At 67.1% G+C, this 19,331-nt stretch carries 18 protein-coding genes; 12 read left to right on the top strand and 6 right to left on the bottom strand.

Annotated features, from left to right (window positions below; genetic code table 11):
* Window positions 1–26 precede the first annotated feature (26 nt).
* The 11 genes from AC1DE3_RS02495 (at window position 27) to AC1DE3_RS02445 (ending at window position 11,862) form a co-directional block, all read left to right on the top strand.
* Window positions 27–1,166: an ABC transporter substrate-binding protein gene (locus tag AC1DE3_RS02495; RefSeq protein ID WP_476852035.1), complete on the top strand. Its 1,140-nt coding sequence runs from the start codon at window positions 27–29 to the stop codon at window positions 1,164–1,166.
* Between the two features lie 83 nt (window positions 1,167–1,249).
* Entirely contained in the window at window positions 1,250–1,945 is a 696-nt protein-coding gene (locus tag AC1DE3_RS02490) for an ABC transporter ATP-binding protein (protein WP_441514507.1), read from the top strand.
* A complete protein-coding gene (locus AC1DE3_RS02485; protein ID WP_476779051.1) occupies window positions 1,914–2,879 on the top strand; it encodes a branched-chain amino acid ABC transporter permease in 966 nt (321 codons plus the stop codon). The genes AC1DE3_RS02490 and AC1DE3_RS02485 overlap by 32 nt, the downstream gene beginning before the upstream one ends.
* Window positions 2,876–3,679, top strand: a complete 804-nt coding sequence (locus AC1DE3_RS02480; protein ID WP_476779052.1) for an ABC transporter ATP-binding protein — start codon at window positions 2,876–2,878, stop codon at window positions 3,677–3,679. Before AC1DE3_RS02485 ends, AC1DE3_RS02480 begins: the two co-directional genes overlap by 4 nt.
* Window positions 3,672–4,550: a branched-chain amino acid ABC transporter permease gene (locus AC1DE3_RS02475; RefSeq protein ID WP_476779053.1), complete on the top strand. Its 879-nt coding sequence runs from the start codon at window positions 3,672–3,674 to the stop codon at window positions 4,548–4,550. Before AC1DE3_RS02480 ends, AC1DE3_RS02475 begins: the two co-directional genes overlap by 8 nt.
* Before the next feature lie 28 nt (window positions 4,551–4,578).
* Window positions 4,579–4,911: a cupin domain-containing protein gene (locus AC1DE3_RS02470; RefSeq protein WP_476779054.1), complete on the top strand. Its 333-nt coding sequence runs from the start codon at window positions 4,579–4,581 to the stop codon at window positions 4,909–4,911.
* Window positions 4,912–5,304: 393 nt separating this feature from the next.
* Window positions 5,305–6,318 carry an ArsR/SmtB family transcription factor gene (locus AC1DE3_RS02465; protein ID WP_476779055.1) on the top strand — a complete coding sequence of 338 codons (1,014 nt, stop codon included), beginning with the start codon at window positions 5,305–5,307 and terminating at the stop codon, window positions 6,316–6,318.
* Window positions 6,318–7,229 (top strand): methylenetetrahydrofolate reductase [NAD(P)H], encoded by a 912-nt coding sequence (gene metF / locus AC1DE3_RS02460; protein ID WP_476852034.1) that lies wholly within the window; start codon window positions 6,318–6,320, stop codon window positions 7,227–7,229. Before AC1DE3_RS02465 ends, metF begins: the two co-directional genes overlap by 1 nt.
* 5 nt (window positions 7,230–7,234) lie before the next feature.
* A complete protein-coding gene (metH, locus tag AC1DE3_RS02455; RefSeq protein ID WP_476852033.1) occupies window positions 7,235–10,987 on the top strand; it encodes a methionine synthase in 3,753 nt (1,250 codons plus the stop codon).
* A gap of 122 nt (window positions 10,988–11,109) precedes the next feature.
* Window positions 11,110–11,418, top strand: a complete 309-nt coding sequence (locus tag AC1DE3_RS02450) for an alkylphosphonate utilization protein (protein WP_476779058.1) — start codon at window positions 11,110–11,112, stop codon at window positions 11,416–11,418.
* Between the two features lie 12 nt (window positions 11,419–11,430).
* Complete coding sequence (locus AC1DE3_RS02445; RefSeq protein ID WP_476779059.1) at window positions 11,431–11,862, top strand: GNAT family N-acetyltransferase; 432 nt, start codon at window positions 11,431–11,433, stop codon at window positions 11,860–11,862.
* An 18-nt stretch (window positions 11,863–11,880) separates the two neighbouring features.
* Here the strand turns inward: AC1DE3_RS02445 and AC1DE3_RS02440 are convergent, their stop codons facing one another.
* From AC1DE3_RS02440 to AC1DE3_RS02415, 6 genes are all read right to left on the bottom strand, one after another.
* Complete coding sequence (locus tag AC1DE3_RS02440) at window positions 11,881–12,822, bottom strand: sensor domain-containing diguanylate cyclase (RefSeq protein ID WP_476779060.1); 942 nt, start codon at window positions 12,820–12,822, stop codon at window positions 11,881–11,883.
* 80 nt (window positions 12,823–12,902) lie between these two features.
* Window positions 12,903–14,135, bottom strand: coding sequence for an ABC transporter permease (locus AC1DE3_RS02435; protein WP_441513858.1), 1,233 nt, complete (start codon window positions 14,133–14,135; stop codon window positions 12,903–12,905).
* Entirely contained in the window at window positions 14,132–14,896 is a 765-nt protein-coding gene (locus AC1DE3_RS02430; RefSeq protein WP_476779061.1) for an ABC transporter ATP-binding protein, read from the bottom strand. The genes AC1DE3_RS02435 and AC1DE3_RS02430 overlap by 4 nt, the downstream gene beginning before the upstream one ends.
* Window positions 14,897–14,906: 10 nt before the next feature.
* Window positions 14,907–16,568, bottom strand: coding sequence for an efflux RND transporter periplasmic adaptor subunit (locus AC1DE3_RS02425; RefSeq protein ID WP_441513856.1), 1,662 nt, complete (start codon window positions 16,566–16,568; stop codon window positions 14,907–14,909).
* 106 nt (window positions 16,569–16,674) lie between these two features.
* Window positions 16,675–17,493 (bottom strand): N-acetylmuramoyl-L-alanine amidase, encoded by an 819-nt coding sequence (locus AC1DE3_RS02420; protein ID WP_476779062.1) that lies wholly within the window; start codon window positions 17,491–17,493, stop codon window positions 16,675–16,677.
* Window positions 17,494–17,503: 10 nt separating this feature from the next.
* A complete protein-coding gene (locus AC1DE3_RS02415; protein WP_476779063.1) occupies window positions 17,504–18,253 on the bottom strand; it encodes a TerB family tellurite resistance protein in 750 nt (249 codons plus the stop codon).
* Window positions 18,254–18,681: 428 nt separating this feature from the next.
* Between AC1DE3_RS02415 and AC1DE3_RS02410 the strand changes: the two genes are divergently transcribed.
* Window positions 18,682–19,281 carry a lytic transglycosylase domain-containing protein gene (locus AC1DE3_RS02410; RefSeq protein ID WP_476779064.1) on the top strand — a complete coding sequence of 200 codons (600 nt, stop codon included), beginning with the start codon at window positions 18,682–18,684 and terminating at the stop codon, window positions 19,279–19,281.
* Window positions 19,282–19,331: the final 50 nt, after the last annotated feature.

Raw genomic sequence — 19,331 nt, 5'->3', positions numbered from 1 at the left:
GATCGAACAAACCGGGAGGATCGATGATGAAGCAGACCCTTTTTGCGGCCGGCCTTGCCGCGGGCATCGCGCTGGCCGGCGCGATGCCGGCCAGCAGCCAGGAACCCTACAAGATCGGCGTCTCCGCCGGCTTGACCGGCTATGCCGCGACCGTCGACCGTGCCTGGCGCGACGGCGTCGAGCTCGCAGCCGCCGCGGTCAACGCCAAGGGCGGCGTGATGGGTCGCAAGATCCAGGTCGTCGTCGAGGACAACCGCTCGGAGCCTCAGGAAGCGGTGACCGTCTACCGGAAGATGTTGAGCTCGGACAAGGTCGACGTCTTCGTCAGCGGCTGCGTCTCGGCCGGCAATTTCGCGGCCGCCGCCCTGCTGCTGCGCGCGAAGGTGCCGATGATGCTGTGCTCGATCCTGCCGCAGCAGCCCGAGCATCTGGCCTGGGCCTTCACCACGCTGCCGCCTGCCGGCTTCGAGATCGACAAGCGACTGGAATACCTCAAGGAAAAGACGCAAATCCGCAAGATCGCAGTGCTGCACGACCCGACCCCTTACGCCAACCTCCAGAAGAGCGTGGCCGAGCGCAATGCCGCGAAATACGGCCTCGAGGTCGTCTCGGTCGACCAGTACAAGCAGGACGATGCCGATCTGAGCGTGCAGATCAGCAAGGCCCGCTCGGCCGGCGCCGGTGCGATCCTGAAGATCGGATTGGGCGGCACGACGCTGACGGCGGCCAAGAACATCAAGCAGCTCGGCGCCGACATGCTGCTGCTGACCAGCCTCGAGGATCTCGCCGTGTTCGGCCCCGTCGCCGAGGTGCTGGGCGACAAGTTCTTCTTCGTCGCTTCGCCCTCGCAGGTCTACGAGGCTTTGCCCGAAGGCGCCCTCAAGAGCGGCATCAAGACCTTCCTCGATCCCTGGCGCGAGAAGTATCGGGATCGCGATCCCAACTGGGCCTCGCGCGGCTGGGACGGTGTCATGCTGACGGTCGCCGCGATCGAGAAGGCGAAGTCCTTCGAGGGCGAGAAGGTCCGTGCGGCCTATGAGGAATTGTCCGGCTTCCAGGGCACAACAAGCATCTACAATTTCCGGCCGGACCTCCATCAGGGCATCACCGAAAACCCCTTCGTTCTCGCCACGATCGAGGGCGGCAAGGTCAAGGTGGTGCAATGATCTCGGCGGTCGCGGCCAAGATGCAGGCCGGCGCTGTCTCGCCATTGGCAGGCGCGGCTCCGCCGAGGTCAGCACGTCCAATTTTGGCCGCGACCGGCCTTTCGGCCCGCTACGGCCACATCCAGGCGCTGCACGGGGTCGATCTGCGCATCGGCGAAGGCGAGCTCGTCGCCGTGCTCGGCCCCAACGGCGCCGGCAAGTCGACCCTGCTGCGCGCCATCATGGGGCTGTCGGCCAATAGCGGCGAGGTCCGTTTCCGGGGTGAGGCCCTGCCAAGGCAGGATCCGGTCGCGGTTGCCGCGCGCGGCCTCGTGCTGGTGCCGGAGGGGCGCGGCCTGTTCGCGCCGATGAGCGTCTCCGACAATCTCGAACTCGGCGCCTATCGCCTGCGCGACAAGGCCGAGTTCGCCCGCCGCCGCGAGCGCGTGCTGACCCTGTTTCCACGCCTGAAGGAACGACTCGGCCAGGCCGCGGGCTCGATGTCCGGCGGCGAGCAGCAGATGCTCGCGCTCGGCCGGGCGCTGATGGCGGGGCCGAAGCTCTTGCTGCTGGACGAGCCCTCGCTCGGCCTGGCACCGCGCGTCACCGGAGAAATCCTGGAGACGCTCGGCCTCCTGAACCGCGAAGGCCTGGCGATCGTGCTGGTCGAGCAGAAGGCGCCGCTGGCGCTCGAACTCGCCAGCCGCGTCTACCTGCTTTCGCTCGGGCGCATCGCCGCCGAACTTGATCCGCGTGACATCACCTCCCATGACGATCTCGCCCAGCATTACTTCGCCTGAACGGCGCCCGCTCCGGCTGGTCGGCCTGCTGCCCTGGCTCTTTGCCGCGGCGGTGATCGGCTACGCCATCGCCGTGGGCGGCTATGCCGCCACCGTCGTCTCCTTCGCGCTGATCTATGCCGTGTTCGTCACGGGACTGAATCTGTTCATGGGCTTCGCCGCCCAGGTCTCCTTCGGCCAGAACGCCTTCGCCGCGATCGGCGGCTATACGTCAGCCGTGCTGACGGCGAGCCACGGCTGGGGCCCTTTGCCTGCCATGGTGATCGGCACGGTAGCGGCCGTGCTCGCCGCGGCGATCATCGGCTATCCGACGCTCAGGCTGAAGGGCCACTACCTTGCCATGGGCACGCTGGCGATCGGGCTGATCACCTACGAGATCACGGTCGAATGGCAGTCCGTGACGCAGGGCTATCTGGGGATTTCCGGCATCCCGCCCTTCGGTATCGGCTCCTGGGAGGTCAGCTCCGACAGGGGCCAGCTCATCCTGCTCTCGCTCGTCGTCGCCGCCTGCGCCTTTGCCGCCGCGCGCATCCGCCGCTCTCGCTTCGGTCGTGCCCTCTCGGCAGTCGCCGGCAGCGAGGAGGCGGCGACCGCGCTCGGCATCGAGGTCTCCCGCTACAAGCTCGCCGCTTTCCTGCTCTCGGCCGGTTTCGCGGCTCTGGCCGGGTCGCTCTTCGTCCACGTCGTCGGCTATGTCAGCCCGGAGGTCTTCGGACTGCACATGGTGATCGTCACCTTCACCATGCTCTATGTCGGCGGCATCGGGACTGTCGCGGGGCCCCTCGTCGGCGCGCTGATCGTCAGCCTGCTGCCCGAGACCTTCCGCGCCTTCAAGGAGTATCAGGACCTCGCCTATGGCGCGGCGCTGATCCTGCTGCTGATCTACGCGCCGCGCGGTCTTTCCAGCCTGTTCGCCCCGCGAGGCCGGTCATGACCCGGCTGCGCCTCGATGGTGTGACACGACGCTTCGGCGGGCTCGTCGCCGTCGACGACATCTCGTTCGACGTGCCGGCCGAAGGCGTCACCGCCGTGATCGGCCCCAATGGCGCGGGCAAGACGACGCTTTTCAACCTGATCTCCGGCTTCCTACCGCCGAGCGCTGGCCGCATCACCTTCGAGGGCAAGGACATCACCGGGCGCCCGCCGGCCGAGATCGCCAAAGCGGGATTGGTCCGGACCTTCCAGCTCGTGAAGCTGTTCGAGGATCTGAGCGTGCTCGACAACGTCAAGGTCGGATGTCATCTGCAGGGCAGAGCCGGCCTGCTCTCGGCGCTGCTGCGGCCGGCGTCGGCGCGCCGAGAGGAGGCTGCCGTCGAAGCCCGCGCACGCGAACTCCTCGTCTTCGCTGGCCTCTCCGCCTTCGCGGACGAGCCGGCCTCCGGCTTGCCCTATGGCCGCCAGCGCATGCTCGAACTGGCGCGGGCCATGGCGGCCGGGCCGCGCCTGATCCTGCTCGACGAGCCCGCCGCGGGGCTCAACACCGATGAATCGGCCGCCTTGTCGCGCATCATCCGGCGTATCGCCGAAGAGGGCGCCAGCGTGCTGCTGATCGAGCACGACATGACGCTGGTGATGAACACGGCCGACCGCGTCGTCGTGGTCGATTTCGGCCGCAAGATCGCGCAGGGCACGCCGGCGCAGGTTCGCGCCGATCCCGCGGTGATCGCGGCCTATCTCGGCACGGGCAAGCCTGCTGCCGGCAAGTCAGCCACGCAGGAGGCGGCCAATGGCTGACTGGTCCTATATCCCGCAGGTGCTCGTCAGCGGGCTCGGCATCGGCTGCGTCTATGGGCTGATCGGCATCGGCTTCTGCGTCATCTACAACGCCAGCGGCATCGTGAACTTCGCTCAGGGCGCGTTCGTGATGCTCGGCGGCATGATCACCCAGGTGCTGTTCGCGCGGAACGGCGTGCCGCTGCCGGTCGCCGCGCTGATCGCGATAGCGGCGGTCGCCATGCTCGGCGTCGCGATCGAGCGCGTCGTCGTCAGGCCCTTGTGGAACCGCAAGGCGACTATGTTCGTCATGATACTGGCGACGCTTGCCGCCCAGATCGTGATCGAACGCCTGACGTTGATCGCGGTCGGCGACCAGCCCAAGACATTGCCCGTCTTCACCGACCGGCCGCCGCTGATGATCGGCTCCGTCGCGCTTGGCTACCAGCTCATCTGGATCGTCGGCGGGTCGCTCGCGATCGTCGGTCTGCTGGCCGCCTTCTTCGGTCTGACCCGCACCGGCAAGGCGATGCGTGCCTGCTCGATCAACCGGGAGGCCGCGGCGCTGCAAGGCATCCCGGTCTCGCGCATGCTGGCGCTCGCCTTCGCGCTCAGTGCCGCGCTCGGAGCCATCGCGGGCATCCTGATCACGCCGACGCAGTACACCGCCTTCAATGTCGGCGTGCCCTTCGCGATCAGCGGCTTCATCGCCGCGATCGTCGGCGGCTTCGGGCGTCCCTTCGGCGCCTTCCTCGGGGGCTTGCTGCTCGGGCTACTGCAGGCGCTGGCCATCGTCGGCTTCGGTGCCGGGCTGAAGAACGTGGCGGCACTTTCGGTGCTGCTGCTGTTTCTGTTCATCCGGCCCTCGGGAATTCTCGGCGCGGCCAAGTAACGATCCAAGCGACAATCGGAGAGCCGGTATGGACATTCACAAGATCGACTGGAGCGGGATTCCCTGGACACCGGTGCGCCCGGGTGTGGACCGAAAGGCGTTTTCGGGCAGTGCCGCCACGCTGGCACTGCACCGGCTGATGCCTGGCCACGAGCCGAAGCCGCACACCCATCCCCATGAGCAGATCGCCTATATCGTCAGCGGCACGATCCGCTTCGTCATCGGCGGAGAGGAGCATCTGATCGGCCCTGGAGGGCTGGTCGTGATCCCGTCGAATGTCGAGCATTGGGGCGAGGTCGTCGGCGACGAGCCGGTGATCAATCTCGATGTGTTCACGCCGCGCCGGCCCGAATACGCTTGAGCTGGATACTCATATGATTTTTCGTCAGTAACGGGCCGCCATTAGCGGAACTTGGCTCGCCGCCCGGAGGCGGACATTCCGCGGGCGGGCCAACTCATGCCAACCGCAGCATTCCTTGAAATGCGAGCGTCCAGCAGCATCAGAGCATTAGCCTTGCTAGCAAGCGGCCTTAGGCTACTCATTCTCAAGGGAGATGCGGGGGGATCCATGGCGCTTCGGCTCTCCAAGAGCAATCGATATGATTTTGATCATTTCGATGAGCGCTAAACGATCCGACAATCGAGCGTTTCGATCACCGTCCTGTTTTCCGCACGACAATCCGCTTGCACGAACGCTGTTTCTGACATAAAGATATCTTTATATCTTTTTTCGGCGCTTCGGGAGGGCGTTTGCGTGCGACAGCCGACGGCATTGTCTTCCGAGGTGCTTCTCGCGGGCCTCAGGGCGGCGGGCGAGGAGACGCGCCTGCGCATCCTGGCGCTGCTGTCCGAGGGCGAGCTTTCCGTTTCCGACCTGACCGATATTCTCGGCCAATCGCAGCCGCGCATCTCGCGCCATCTCAAGCTGCTAGCCGAGGCCGGGTTGGTCCGGCGCTCGCGCGAGGGCGCCTGGGCCTTTTTCCGGCTCGACGAAACCGGGCCGGGCGGGGCCTTCGCGGCTTCGCTTGCCGCCTGGCTCGACCGCACTGATCCGGTCCTCGCGGCCGACCGCGAGAGGCTGGCCGCCGTGCGGGCTAACCGCGCCGAGGCCGCACAAAGCTATTTCGCGAGCGTCGCGCGCGACTGGGACCGTTTGCGCGGCCTGCATGTGCCCGACCATGTCGTCGAGGCGGCGGTCGAAGAGGCCGTCGGCGAGGGGACGCCCGGCGCGATGCTTGATCTCGGCACCGGCACAGGCCGGATGCTGGAGCGAATCGCACCGAAATACGGCCGCGCCGTGGGCGTCGACGCCAACCACGCGATGCTCGCGGTGGCGCGTGCCAATCTGGAGCGGGCGGGGCTGTCGCGCGTCGAGCTCCGCCAGGGCGATATCTATGCGCTGCCCTTCGCGCGCAATTCCTTCGACCTCGTCGTCGTCCATCAGGTGCTGCATTTCCTCGACGATCCCGGCCGGGCGGTGCGCGAGGCCGCGGCGATGCTGGCGCCGGGCGGGCGGCTGATCGTCGTCGACTTCGCCCCCCACGACATGGAATTCCTGCGGACCGAGCACGCCCATCGCCGGCTCGGCTTCTCCCGCCAGCAGATCGCCGGCTGGTTCACGGAGGCGGGTCTCGCCTGCGATCTTTCCCGCGAAGTCACCCTGGCCGATGGCGGCTCCGGGCAGTTGCCGGTCATGCTCTGGCGCGGGCGCGACCGGCGCGTCCAGTCCGATCTGCCGGTCCGTGCGATCAATCTCGAGGTTGCCTGATGAATTCCTTTCGCCCCAGCCGGCACGGTTCGCGCCGTCCCCGCGTCTCCTTCGAGTTCTTCCCGCCGAAGACGGCGGAGATGGAGGTCGCGCTGTGGGAGAGCGTGCGCCGGCTTGAGCCGCTCGGCCCCAGCTTCGTCTCGGTGACCTATGGCGCTGGCGGCTCGACGCGCGAGCGCACCCACGCGACCGTCAAGCGCATGGTCGAGGAGACCGCGTTGAAGCCGGCCGCGCACCTCACCTGCGTTTCGGCGTCGAAGGCCGAGGTCGACGAGGTCATCCGCTCCTATTGGGATGCCGGCGTGCGCCATGTCGTGGCGCTGCGCGGGGATCCGGCCGGCGGCCTCGGCACCACCTATGAGCCCCACCCGGACGGCTATCACCAGACCTCGGACCTCGTCGCGGGCCTGAAGCGCATCGGCGATTTTGAGGTGACGGTCTCGGCCTATCCGGAGAAGCATCCGGAAGCCGCCTCGCTCGATGCCGATATCGATGCGCTCTGGAAGAAGGTCGATGCCGGCGCGACGCGGGCGATCACCCAGTTCTTCTTCGATAACGACGTCTATTTCCGCTATGTCGACAAGGTCCGCGCGCGGGGGATCGAGATCCCGATCCTGCCGGGCATCGTGCCGGTGCAGAACTTCAAGCAGACTGCGAATTTCGCGCGCAAGACCGGCGCCAGCGTGCCGCAATGGCTGGCCGACCGCTTCGAAGGTCTGGAGGACGACGTGGCGACGCGCCGTCTGGTCGCCGCTGCTGTCTGCGCCGAGCAGGTGCTCGACCTGATCGACCGCGGCGCCACCGATCTGCATTTCTACACGATGAACAAGGCTGACCTCGTCTACGCCATCTGCCATCTCGTCGGCCTCAAGCCCGAGAAGCCGGCGGCGCAGGCCGTGGCGGCGGAGTGAGCCTGATGTCCGACTACAAGCCAGCCCCCGTCGACGGCGCCGAGATCGAGCGTTCGCTGCGCCAAGCCGCGCGTGAGCGCATTCTCGTGCTCGACGGCGCGATGGGCACGCAGATCCAGGATCTGAAACTCTCCGAGGCGGATTTCCGTGGCGAGCGCTTCAAGGGCTTCAACCACGACCTCAAGGGCAACAACGACATCATCGCGCTGACCCAGCCCGAGGCGCTGCGCGACATCCATCTCGCCTATTTCCGGGCTGGCGCCGATATCGTCGAGACCAACACCTTCTCCGGCACCTCGATCGCCCAGGCCGATTACGGCATGGAGGCGTATGTCTACGAGCTGAACGTCGAATGCTCGCGCATCGCCCGCGATGCTGCCGCGATCGCGCAGAAAGAGGACGGGCGCCGCCGCTATGTCGCGGGTGCCATCGGCCCGACCAACCGCACGCTCTCGATCTCGCCCGACGTCAACAATCCCGGCTTCCGCGCCGTGACCTTCGATCAGGTGCGCGATTCCTATGCCGAGCAGGTGAGGGGGCTGATCGACGGCGGCTCGGAGCTGCTGCTGATCGAGACGATCTTCGATACGCTCAACGCCAAGGCGGCGATCGTCGCGATCGAGCAGGTCTATCGCGAGAAGGGCATCCGCCTGCCGGTGATGATCTCCGGCACGATCACCGATCTCTCTGGCCGCACGCTCTCCGGCCAGACGGTCGAGGCGTTCTGGAACGCGGTGCGCCACGCGGCGCCGCTGACCGTCGGCCTCAATTGCGCGCTCGGGGCACGCGAGATGCGGGCCCATATCAAGGACATGTCCCGCGTCGCGGATACGCTGATCTGCGCCTATCCGAATGCCGGCCTGCCCAACGAATTCGGCCTCTATGACGAACGGCCGGAGGCCACGGCCAAGATGCTGGCCGAATTCGCCGATGCCGGTTTCGTCAATGTCGTCGGCGGCTGCTGCGGCACGACGCCCGGCCATATCGAGGCGATCGCTCAGGCCGTCGCCGGCAAGGCGCCGCGCCAGATTCCCGAGACGAAGCCCTATCTGCGCCTCGCCGGTCTGGAGCCGTTTACGCTCGACGAGACCATTCCCTTCGTCAATGTCGGCGAGCGCACCAACGTCACCGGCTCGGCCAAGTTCCGGAAGCTCATCACCAATGGCGACTATGCCGCCGCGCTCGACGTGGCGCGCGATCAGGTCGCCAATGGCGCGCAGGTCATCGACATCAACATGGATGAGGGCCTGCTCGATTCCGAGAAGGCGATGACCGAGTTCTGCAACCTGATCGCCTCGGAACCGGATATCAGCCGCGTGCCGATCATGGTCGATTCCTCGAAATTCCATGTCATCGAGGCCGGGCTGAAGACGATCCAGGGCAAGCCGGTTGTCAACTCGATCTCGATGAAGGAGGGCGAGGCCGCCTTCCTGGACCATGCCCGCATCTGCCGCAATTATGGCGCGGCTGTCGTCGTCATGGCCTTTGACGAGACCGGCCAAGCCGACACCTATGCCCGCAAGATCGAGATCTGCACGCGGGCCTACAAGCTCCTGACCGAGGAGATCGGCTTTCCGCCGGAGGACATCATCTTCGATCCGAACATCTTCGCGGTGGCGACGGGCATCGAGGAGCACGACAACTACGGCAACGACTTCATCGACGCGACGCGCGCGATCCGCGAGACGCTGCCGCATGCCCACATCTCGGGCGGCGTCTCGAACCTGTCCTTCTCCTTCCGGGGGAATGAGAAGGTGCGTGAAGCCATGCACTCCGTGTTCCTCTACCACGCCATCAAGGCGGGGATGGATATGGGCATCGTCAATGCCGGCCAGCTCGGCTCCTATGACGATCTCGACCCGGAGCTGCGCGAGCTCTGCGAGGATGTCGTCCTCAATCGCCGCAAGGACTCGACCGAGCGGCTGCTGGAGGCGGCGCCGCGCTTCAAGGGCGACGGCTCCGTCGCGGCGTCAGGCAAGGATCTCGCCTGGCGCGAGCTGCCGGTCGAGAAGCGGCTGGAACATGCGCTCGTCGCCGGCATCACCGAGTTCATCGATATCGATACCGAAGAGGCCCGGCTCAAGGCCGACAAGCCGCTGCACGTCATCGAAGGGCCGCTGATGGCCGGCATGAACGTGGTCGGAGACCTGTTCGGCGCCGGCAAGATGTTCCTGCCGCAGGTGGTGAAGTCGGCCCGCGTGATGAAGCAGGCCGTGGCCTATCTCATGCCCTATATGGAGGAGGAGAAGCGCCTGAACGGCGGCTCCGAGCGCTCGGCCGCCGGCAAGGTGCTGATGGCGACGGTGAAGGGCGATGTCCACGACATCGGCAAGAACATCGTCGGCGTCGTGCTCCAGTGCAATAATTACGAGGTCATCGACCTCGGCGTGATGGTGCCGACGCAGAAGATCCTGGATACCGCGCGCAAGGAGAATGTCGACATCATCGGCCTCTCCGGGCTGATCACGCCCTCGCTCGACGAGATGGTCACCGTCGCCTCCGAGATGGAGCGCGAGGGCTTCGACATCCCGCTGTTGATCGGCGGGGCGACCACCAGCCGCGTCCATACGGCGGTGAAGATCCATCCGGCGTACGAGAAGGGGCAGACTGTCTATGTCACAGACGCCTCCCGCGCGGTTGGCGTGGTTTCGAACCTGCTCTCGCGGGACCAGAAGCCGGCCTATGTCGACGGGCTCAAGGCTGAGTACGCCAAGGTTGCCGACGCGCATCGCCGCTCGGAGGCCGACAAGCAGCGCCTGCCGCTGGCCAAAGCCCGCGCCAACGCCTTCAAGCCGGATTGGGCGAGTTACGTGCCGCCGAAGCCGAGCTTCCTCGGCACGCGCGTCTTCCGGACTTACGACATCGCCGATCTCGTGCCGGTGATCGACTGGACGCCCTTCTTCCAGACCTGGGAGCTGAAGGGCCGCTTCCCCGCGATCCTGCAGGATGAGAAGCAGGGCGAGGCAGCGCGCGCACTCTGGGACGATGCGCAGACGATGCTGAAGCGCGTCGTCGAGGAGCGCTGGTTCAACCCGAAGGCGGTGATCGGCTTCTGGCCGGCGAATGCCGTGGGCGATGACATCCGCCTCTATACCGGCGAGAGTCGGCAGGAGCAGCTCGCGACCTTCCACGGCCTGCGCCAGCAGCTCTCGAAGCGCGACGGCAAGCCGAACATGTGCATCTCCGACTTCGTCGCGCCGGAGGGTGGGGCTCCCGATTACATCGGAGCCTTCGTCGTCACGGCGGGCGCGGAGGAGGAGCGCATCTCCGAGAAATTCGCGCGCGACAATGACGACTACCGCTCGATCATGGTCAAAGCGCTGGCCGACCGTTTCGCCGAAGCCTTCGCCGAGCGCATGCACCAGCTCGTGCGCAAGGAATTCTGGGGCTATGCTCCGGACGAAGCCTTCACCAACGAGGATCTGATCCGCGAGGAATATCGCGGCATCCGCCCGGCGCCGGGCTATCCGGCCCAGCCCGACCACACCGAGAAGGCGACGCTCTTCCGGCTGCTGGAGGCGGAGCGGCGCGTCGGCGTGAAGCTGACCGAGAGCTATGCGATGTGGCCGGGCTCCTCGGTCTCCGGCCTCTATCTCGCCCATCCCGACGCCTATTATTTTGGCGTCGCCAAGGTCGAGCGCGATCAGGCCGAGGATTACGCGGCGCGAAAGGGCATGAGCGTGGAGGAGGTCGAGCGCTGGCTCGCGCCGATCCTCAACTACGACACCGCCGCCTATCGGCTGCAGGCTGCGGAGTAGGGAGGGGCGGCCAGGCCGGCGGTCGTCGATTTCTACAGATGGCGTTTGTTGAATTTCCGGCCCTGCTCGTATAACCGAGCTGGGCCGGGCTGTCCGGCACCCCTATGGCGGACTGAGCGGTCATGACCGACGACAACGACAATTACGTCTATGACGAGGCGGCGGGCGAGTGGCGCCCTGCTTCCGAGGTGGCGGCCGCCTCTGCCGCCGCGGCGCGCGTCGAAGTGCGTGATTCCGCCGGCAATATTCTGGCGGATGGCGATTCCGTCGTGCTGATCAAGGATCTGAAGGTCAAGGGTGCCGGCCAGACCCTGAAACAGGGCACGGTGATCCGTTCGATCCGGCTGACCGACAATCCTGAAGAGATCGACTGCCGCCACGACGCGATCAAGGGCCTCGTGCTGCGCACCGAATTCGTTCGCAAGCGCTGAAGCCGGGGCTCGGTGATCCGGAAAGCGACCCTTGCCGACCATGCGCGCATCCATGCCATCCGCATGGGCGTGCGCGAGAACGTCCTCAGCGATCCGTCGCTGGTGACGGCCGAGGAGGTCGACTGGTATCGCGAGCACGCCATCTTCTTCGTCGCGGAGGAGGCAGGCGAGGTCGTGGCCTTCACCTGCGCCAATCATCAGACCGGGCTGATCTGGGCTCTGTTCGTCGATCCCGCGCATGAGGGGCGCGGCCATGGCCGGGCGCTGCTCGATGCGGCGCTCGCCGAATTGACGGCGGGGGGACATGCACAGGCGTGGCTGACGACGGGATCGGGCACGCGGGCCGAGCGCTTCTATCGCCGCCATGGCTGGCGCGAGATGGGCCGGTCGATCGACGGGCAGATCGTGTTCATCCGGGCATTGGCGGAGACGGACGCCAACTGAGCGGCGACGAAGCTCCGATCAGGCCAAGGCGGCCCGGCCGCGGATCGCGGTGACCGGCCCGTCGAAGACGCGGACGCAGTCGCCGCCTGCCATGTTGGCGACATGGAGCGCGGCTTCCGCCTCGGCGAGAATTTCCTGCTGCTGGCGATAGCCGTCCGTCGTCACCAGCGCCGCCCCGATCGATAGCCTGAAATCGAGCACCAGCGCGCCGTGCGAGACCGGGCGGCAGAGCAACCGGCGCGTGCCGTCGAGCACGGTGCCCAGATAGCGCCGGTCACCCGGCATCTGCAGCAGCAGGGCGAAGGCGCCGGGTCCAGCCGGGTCGATCGCCAGGGCATCGGGGAAGTGCCGCTTCAGCCGCTCGGCGATGCAGCGTGTGAGCGTGTCGGTTGCCGCCTTGCCGAAATCTTCGGTCAGGTTCTGGAAACGGTCGATCTGGAAGATCGCGAGGGCCAGGCGGTCGGGACCGGAGCGCGGGTCGTGCCTGATCTGCCGCAGCGCGTCGGAAAAGCTGTGGGGCACGGAATGGCCGGTGAGCGGTTCGCTGCGCGCCATGCCGGCAAGCTCGGTCCAGAGCCCCTTTTCGGCGGTGACGTCCTGCTTGGAGCCGAAGATGCGGAGCGGGCGGCCATGCTGATGGCCGACGCCGACGACGAGGCGCATCCAGCGCTTCTCGCCGGTCGCTGCCCTGATCCGGCAGTCGAGCGCGAAGCCCTGGCCGGTGCGGATGGCGGTGCTGCGCAACTGGTTCATCTCGCGGCGCGACTGGTCCTCGTAGAGATCCAGGGTCGCGCTCCGGTAGATGGCTGAGCCGTGCTTCAGGCCGAAGAGGTCGTAGACACCGTCGGTCCAGCTCAGCGATTCATTGGCGAGGTTGCATTCCCAGGCGCCGATGGCCGCCGTCGCCACGGCGCGATCATAGAGGGGACGGGTCGCCGCGACGAGCTGCTGGCTGTTCAAGGCGCCCTCCTGTGCCGATGGGGCAACCCTAGGCCCGGTCCGTTAAGGGACCTTTGCGCTGCCGCGCGGATGCCGGATTTTCATTCGCGCCGCAACGCCTCGATCGGATCGAGCCTCGCGGCGCGCTGCGCCGGATAGAAACCGAAGAAGACGCCGATCAGCCCGGAGACGCCGACCGCGATCAGGATCGTCTCGATCGAGATCACCGAGGGCCAGCCGGCGATATTGGCGATGGTGAGCGCCGCCGCGATGCCGAGCGCGACGCCGGCCGCGCCGCCGATGGTCGCGAGAGTCGTCGCTTCGATCAGGAACTGGATCAGCACCGCGCTCTGGCGGGCGCCGACAGCAAGCCTGAGACCGATCTCGCGGGTGCGCTCGGTGACCGAGACCAGCATGATGTTCATGATGCCGATGCCGCCGACCAGCAACGACACGGCGGCCACCGCCGCAAGCAGCCAGGACAGGGTCGTTGCGGCCGCCGTCGCGGTGTTGGCGATCTCGGTGAGGTTGCGGACGATGAAATCGTCGTCCTGATCCTCCATCAGCCGGTGACGCTGGCGCAGCAGGGCCGTGACGTCGGCGATGCCCGGATTGATCGCCTCTTCGCTCGCGAACTTCACCATGATGCTCTGGACCGAGCGGTCGCGGGCATAGTTGCGGCCGACGATGCGGCGCCGGCCGGTGTCGAGCGGCACGAAGATGACGTCGTCCTGGTCCTGTCCGAGCGCCGACTGGCCCTTGGGCGCCATCACGCCGATGACCTTGAAGGGCACGTTGCGGATGCGGAACTGCTGGTCGAGCGGGTTCTCCTCGCCGAAGAGATTGCGCGCCACGGTCTGGCCGATCACGGCGACGATCTCGCCCTTGCGCAGCTCCTCGGGCTCGAACAGCCGGCCGTCGGCGAGCTCCCATTCGCGGGCGGCGAAGAAGTCGAGATTGGTCGCGGTGATCTGCGTCGACCAGTTCGTACCGGCATAGACCGCCTGGGCGCGGGTGACGATGATCGGCGCGGCAGCGGTGGTGCCCTCGACCTCCTTCAGGATCGCGGCGGCGTCCTCGTCGGTCAGGGTCGAGGAGGCACCGGCGCCGAGCCTGACGCCGCCCTGGGTGACGTTGCCGGACTGGATGATGGCGAGATTGGCGCCGAGCGACTTGATCTGGCTGGTGACGCGCTCGCGCGCGCCCGAGCCGATCGCGACCATGGCGATGACGGCGGCGACGCCGATGATGATGCCGAGCATGGTCAGCGCCGAGCGCAACGCATTGGCGCCGATGGCGGAGAGGGCTGAGCGGAGGGCCTCGACGAGGCTCATGCGGCGGCCTCCGGCACATCCACCTCGGGCAAGACGAGGCCAGTATCGAGCGCTTCCAGCGCAGCGCGAGCGTCGGCCGGCTCCTGCCTGAGATCGCTGAGCAGATGCCCGTCGCGGAAGCGGATCAGCCGGCGCGCATGGCGTGCGACTTCGGCGTCATGCGTCACGAGGACGACGGTGACGCCCTCGCGGTTCAGATCCTGGAAGAGCGCGAGGATTTCGAGCGCGGTGCGGCTGTCGAGCGCGCCGGTCGGCTCGTCGGCGAGCAGGAGGCGCGGCTGGTTGACCAGCGCGCGCGCAATGGCGACGCGCTGCTGCTGGCCGCCGGAGAGCTGCATCGGGCGATGATGGGCGCGCTCGGCGAGGCCGACGCGCCCGAGCGCCGCGAGCGCGCGCCGGCGCCGCTCGGCCCGCGCCACGCCGGCATAGACCATCGGCAGCTCGACATTGGCGCAGGCATCGATGCGCGGCAGCAGGTTGAACTGCTGGAAGACGAAGCCGAGCTTGCGGTTGCGCAGCTCGGCGAGGCCGTCGCTCGACAGCGTCTCGACGGCGACGCCGTCCAGCACGTAATGGCCCGCGCTCGGCCGGTCGAGGCAGCCGATCAGGTTCATGAAGGTCGATTTACCCGAGCCGGACGGCCCCATCACGGCGACGAGGTCGCCGGCCTCGATCGCGAGAGAGACCCGGTCCAGGGCGGTGACGCGGCCGGAATCGAGATCGTAGACACGGGAGAGGTCGCGGGTTTCGATCAGGGGCATGGCGGCGCCCTCAGAACAGCCGCGGCCCGCGCGGGCGGGAGGCGGGCGGTTCGGGCGCCGCTGTGGCGCGCGGGCCGCCGCCGGTCACGACCTGCGTGCCTTCCTTGACCTCGCCACCGAGCAGCTCGGTGAAGGCGCCGTCGGTCGGGCCGAGCATGACCGGCACCGGCTTGGGCTGCCCGGCATCGTCGAGCACATAGACCCGACCCGGAACGCCCTGGCGCGGGGCGGCGCGGCCTTCCTGCATGATCGCCTCGAACTTGGCGCGGCGCTCGGGATCGAGAACCGCGCCGATCTTCGCGGCGAGCTCGTTGCGCGCCGTGCGGAAGGCGGCGCGGCGCTCCTCCGGGGAGAGGCCAGCCATCGCCTCGCGGTTGCCGCGGCGCTCCTTCAGAATTTCGGCGATGGCCTGCTTCTGCTCTATTGTCGGCTGCAGCTCGGTCTCGATCCGCTCGCGCAAGGCCGCTCCGGCGCGCGGGCCGCGCTCGCTTGCCGCGCCATCGGAAGCGGGCTCGGCGCCGGAGGGGGTGGATGGCGTGAGCACAGCGCCGGCGGGGCGGAAACGCAGAGCCGCATTGGGCACGCGCAGCGCTTCGGACCGGTCCTCGGTCACGACCTGGAGATTGGCGGTCATGCCCGGCAGCAGCGCCATGTCGCGGTTTTCGACGCGCACGACGCCGGTATAGGTGACGACGTTCTGGATCGTCTGAGCGCCGAGGCGGACCATCTCGACCCGTCCCTGGAAGGTGCGGTTCGGATAGGCGTTGACGGTGAAGGAGACCGGCTGACCTGGCCTCAGCCGGCCGACATCGGCTTCGTCGATATTGGAGTAGATGTCGATGGTGCGCAGGTCCTGCGCGATCTGGAACAGCGTCGGCGTCGAGAGCGAGGCGGCGACCGTCTGGCCGAGATCGACCTGGCGCTGCACCACGACGCCATCGACCGGCGAGCGGATGTCCGTGCGCTCGAGATCGATCAGGACGTCCTTGAGCTTGGCCTCCCGGCTGCCGATCAGGGCGGTGCCGGACTGGACCTGGCCTTCGGCGAGCTGGATGTCGGCGTCCAGCCCCTTGAGCTCGGCGCGAGCCGAGGCGAGCTGGGCCTCGTTCGAGGCGAGCGTCGCGGTCTGGATCTCGACCTGGGTGCGGGCAGTGTCGAGGTTCTGCTGCGCGCCGGTATTGCGGTTGAAGAGTTGCTCCTGGCGCTCGAAGGTGCGCTTGGCGTCGGCGAGCTGGGCGGTGGTGCGGTCGCGCTGCGCTTCGAGATCGCGGACGATCGAATCGGCCTTGGTGCGGGCGGTGCGCGCGCGGTCCAGCTGAGCGCGCTTGACGATGAGATCGGCCCTGGCCTGCTCGAGGTCCGACTGCGCTGCGTCGCGTCGCGTCTTGATCTGGTCGCTGTTGAGGCGGGCGACGATCTGCCCGGCCTTCACCTGCGAATTGTAGTCGACAAGGATCTCGACGATCTGGCCGGAAAGCTGGGAGCCGACGAGGACAGTGGTGACTGGTGTCAGCGTGCCGGTGGCGCGCACGGCGGCCGTGATGCGGCCACGATCGAGCGCGGCGGTGCGATAGGGTGGCTCATTGGCGGCCCCGCCGGCCGGGCGCAACGCCCAGTACCCGCCGGCTGCAGCGAGCACGACGAGCCCCGTTCCAATCAGCCATTTGCGCAAGGTCGCTTCCCCATCCCACGGCGCGCGAGCGCAGTTGGCGCCGACTTTGCCAGAAAGCGGGACGGTGGGCGAGTTAACTTCCTGCAATCTTCGGGCTAGCGACCGCTCAGGCGGTGCGGGCGCCCTGCGTTGCCGCGAGCAGGTCCCGCAAGGTCGTGATCGTCGAGGAATCGGCGACGCCATCGACCTTCTCCGGCCGCCAGTGGCGCTGGAAGGCGGCGACGACCGCTTCGAGCTTCTCGTCGAAGAGGCCGTCGACCGCGACGCCATAGCCGAGCATGGCGAACATCGCCTGCAGAGCCTCGACCGGCTGGCCGCTCTCCCCGCGGGCGAAGAACCGCCCGCCGCGGATCGGGGCAGGTTCGCTCCACAGGCCGACGCCGGCCTCGGCAAAGCGCCGCCAGGGGAATTTCTCGCCGGGGTCGATCTTGCGGCCGGGCGCGATATCGGAATGGGCGAGCACGCGCTCGGGCGGTATCGACCAGCGCTCGCAGATGTCGCGGCAGAGGTTCAGAGTCGCAGCGATCTGCTCTTCCGGGAAATCGGGCAGGCCACCGGGATGGCCGGGATTGGCGATCTCGATCCCGATCGAGCTGGAGTTGATGTCGGTCTCGCCGGCCCAGTGCGAGGCGCCCGCATGCCAGGCGCGGCGACCCTCCGGCACGAGCTGGAGCGTATGGCCGTTCTCGAAGACGAAGTAATGCGACGAGACCTGCGAGACCGGGTTGCACAGCCATTGCAGCGCTTCGCCCGCGACGGGCATGCCGGTGTAGTGCAGGATCAGCATGTCCGGCCGGCGGCCGGGAAGGGCGTCGGAATTCTCGCCGTCCCGCTGCGTGCGCTCGCCGTGATTGGGCGAGGGGAACACCTTGGCGGCGAAACGGCTGTCCGGGGTCGCCGCGTCCGGCTTCACGATATCGTTCATGCGGGCAGGCTTATGCGGGTTCAGGCGTGAGATTGCGGCTCATGCCGCGTTCTTTCCGGATCGTGTCCCAGGCGGCGTTGATGGCCGAGAGGCGCTTCGTCGCGATGGCGATCGCCTCCTCGGGGAGGCCGCGCGCGATCTCGCGGTCGGGATGAGTCTCGGCGACAAGGCGGCGGTAATGGCGCTTCAGCTCGGCGTCGTCCATCTCGCGGCTGGCACCGAGGACGAGATAGGGATCGTCGGCGCGGCGGACATGGCGCGCCTCGATGCGGGCGAAATCGCGCTCCTCGATGCCGAAGATGCCTGCGACCGAGCAGAGATAGGCATGCTCAGCCTCATGGATCGCTCCGTCGGCGGCCGCGATCAGGAAGAGCCCGTCGAGGACGTCCTCCAGCAGGGCGGGTTCGTCCTTGAAGACGCCAGCGATCTGCGAGGCATAGGCCTCGAAGCCGGCGCTGGTCTGCTTCGCAAGATCGAACAGGTGCTCGATGCGCTGCTGCTGGTCAGGAGGAACCTCGACGATGCGGCGGAAGGCCGTGACCTCGTCGCAGGTCACGACGCCGTCCGAGCGCGCCATCTTGGCGGCAAGTGCGACGAGGCCGGTGGTGAAGACGAGTTCGCGCGGTGCCGGGCCGAAAGGTGCCCCTTCACGGTCGACCAGCACATGGCCCGCAACCGCGCCGAGCAAGGCGCCGAGGGGGCCGCCGAGAACGAGCCCGAGCCCGCCGCCGCCGAGTGCACCCCAAAAGGAGGAAGCCATGAACACGATGACCCTGGTGAATCCGAAGGGCGGATGATGTGGGGAGCGCCGCTGCCAATGCAAGAGGAGCCGCTGCGGCCCGCTGCCGCGCCGAAAAAGTTCCGCGAGCGGGAAATTGGGCGGGAATGGGGCGGCGCGGGGGCCTGCTTGATTCGTTCTTGTGGGTGCGGGCCGGCTAAGTTTTTGGGGTACCTCAATACATATCAATACTGAATAGATAAATATAGAATAAATTCCTGTTTACGTATTTAATTGTGCGTTTTTCTTCATTTGGAGACAGATTATCGACACATTCGACCATCAATTGAACGCCCCCATTAGCCAGTCGTGGCGTAAGGTGGGTTCAGTTCAACATGCGATATATCTCTGGTTGTCTCGCGGCTGTGTGCCTGATTAGCCTCTCCGGCTTGGCTTCGGCGGAGGAACTCGTGAACGCGGAAACGGATGCCAGAGCCTTCATCGTACGCGAGGCTGAGATCGCCCGCGAGAAGGCCGGGGAGGCGCAGACCGAAGCGGTCACCACGAAGCCGGGCAGCAGGGCCGAGCGCAAGGCGGCGAGGATGGCCAAGGCCGAAGCGGCGCGAGCCGCCCATCCCGAAGTCGCGGCTGCCGAGGCGGAGCCGCGTGCGATCCGAGCATTGGCTGCGCCGGCCGGTTCCGAGGGCATCAAGGCCATCGTCGCGCGCCATGCCGCGGCCAATGGCGTGCCGTTCTCGCTCGCCGATGCTGTCATCCGGGTCGAGAGCCGCTACAATCCGCGGGCAGCGCATGCCGGCAATTTCGGCTTGATGCAGATCCGCCACCAGACGGCGCGCGGCATGGGCTATTCGGGCAGTGCGAGCGGCCTGCTCGATGCCGAGACCAATGCGCGCTACGGCATGAAGTATCTCGCGATGGCCTACCGGCTTGCCGGCGGCGACACCTGCCGCACCATCATGAAATATCAGAGCGGCCATATGACCACGCATATGAGCGGCGCCAACCGCACCTATTGCGCGAAGGTGCGCACGATCTCGGCGCGCAACTGACAGCTTTGTTGCGGCTGCGCTTGACGCCGGCCGCGCCAGCGCGCATCTCC

It is taken from the genome of Allobosea sp. 10L417, assembly GCF_056395485.1.
Note: the sequence above shows the minus strand (reverse complement) of the source record. Positions and strands in the feature narration are given on the sequence as shown.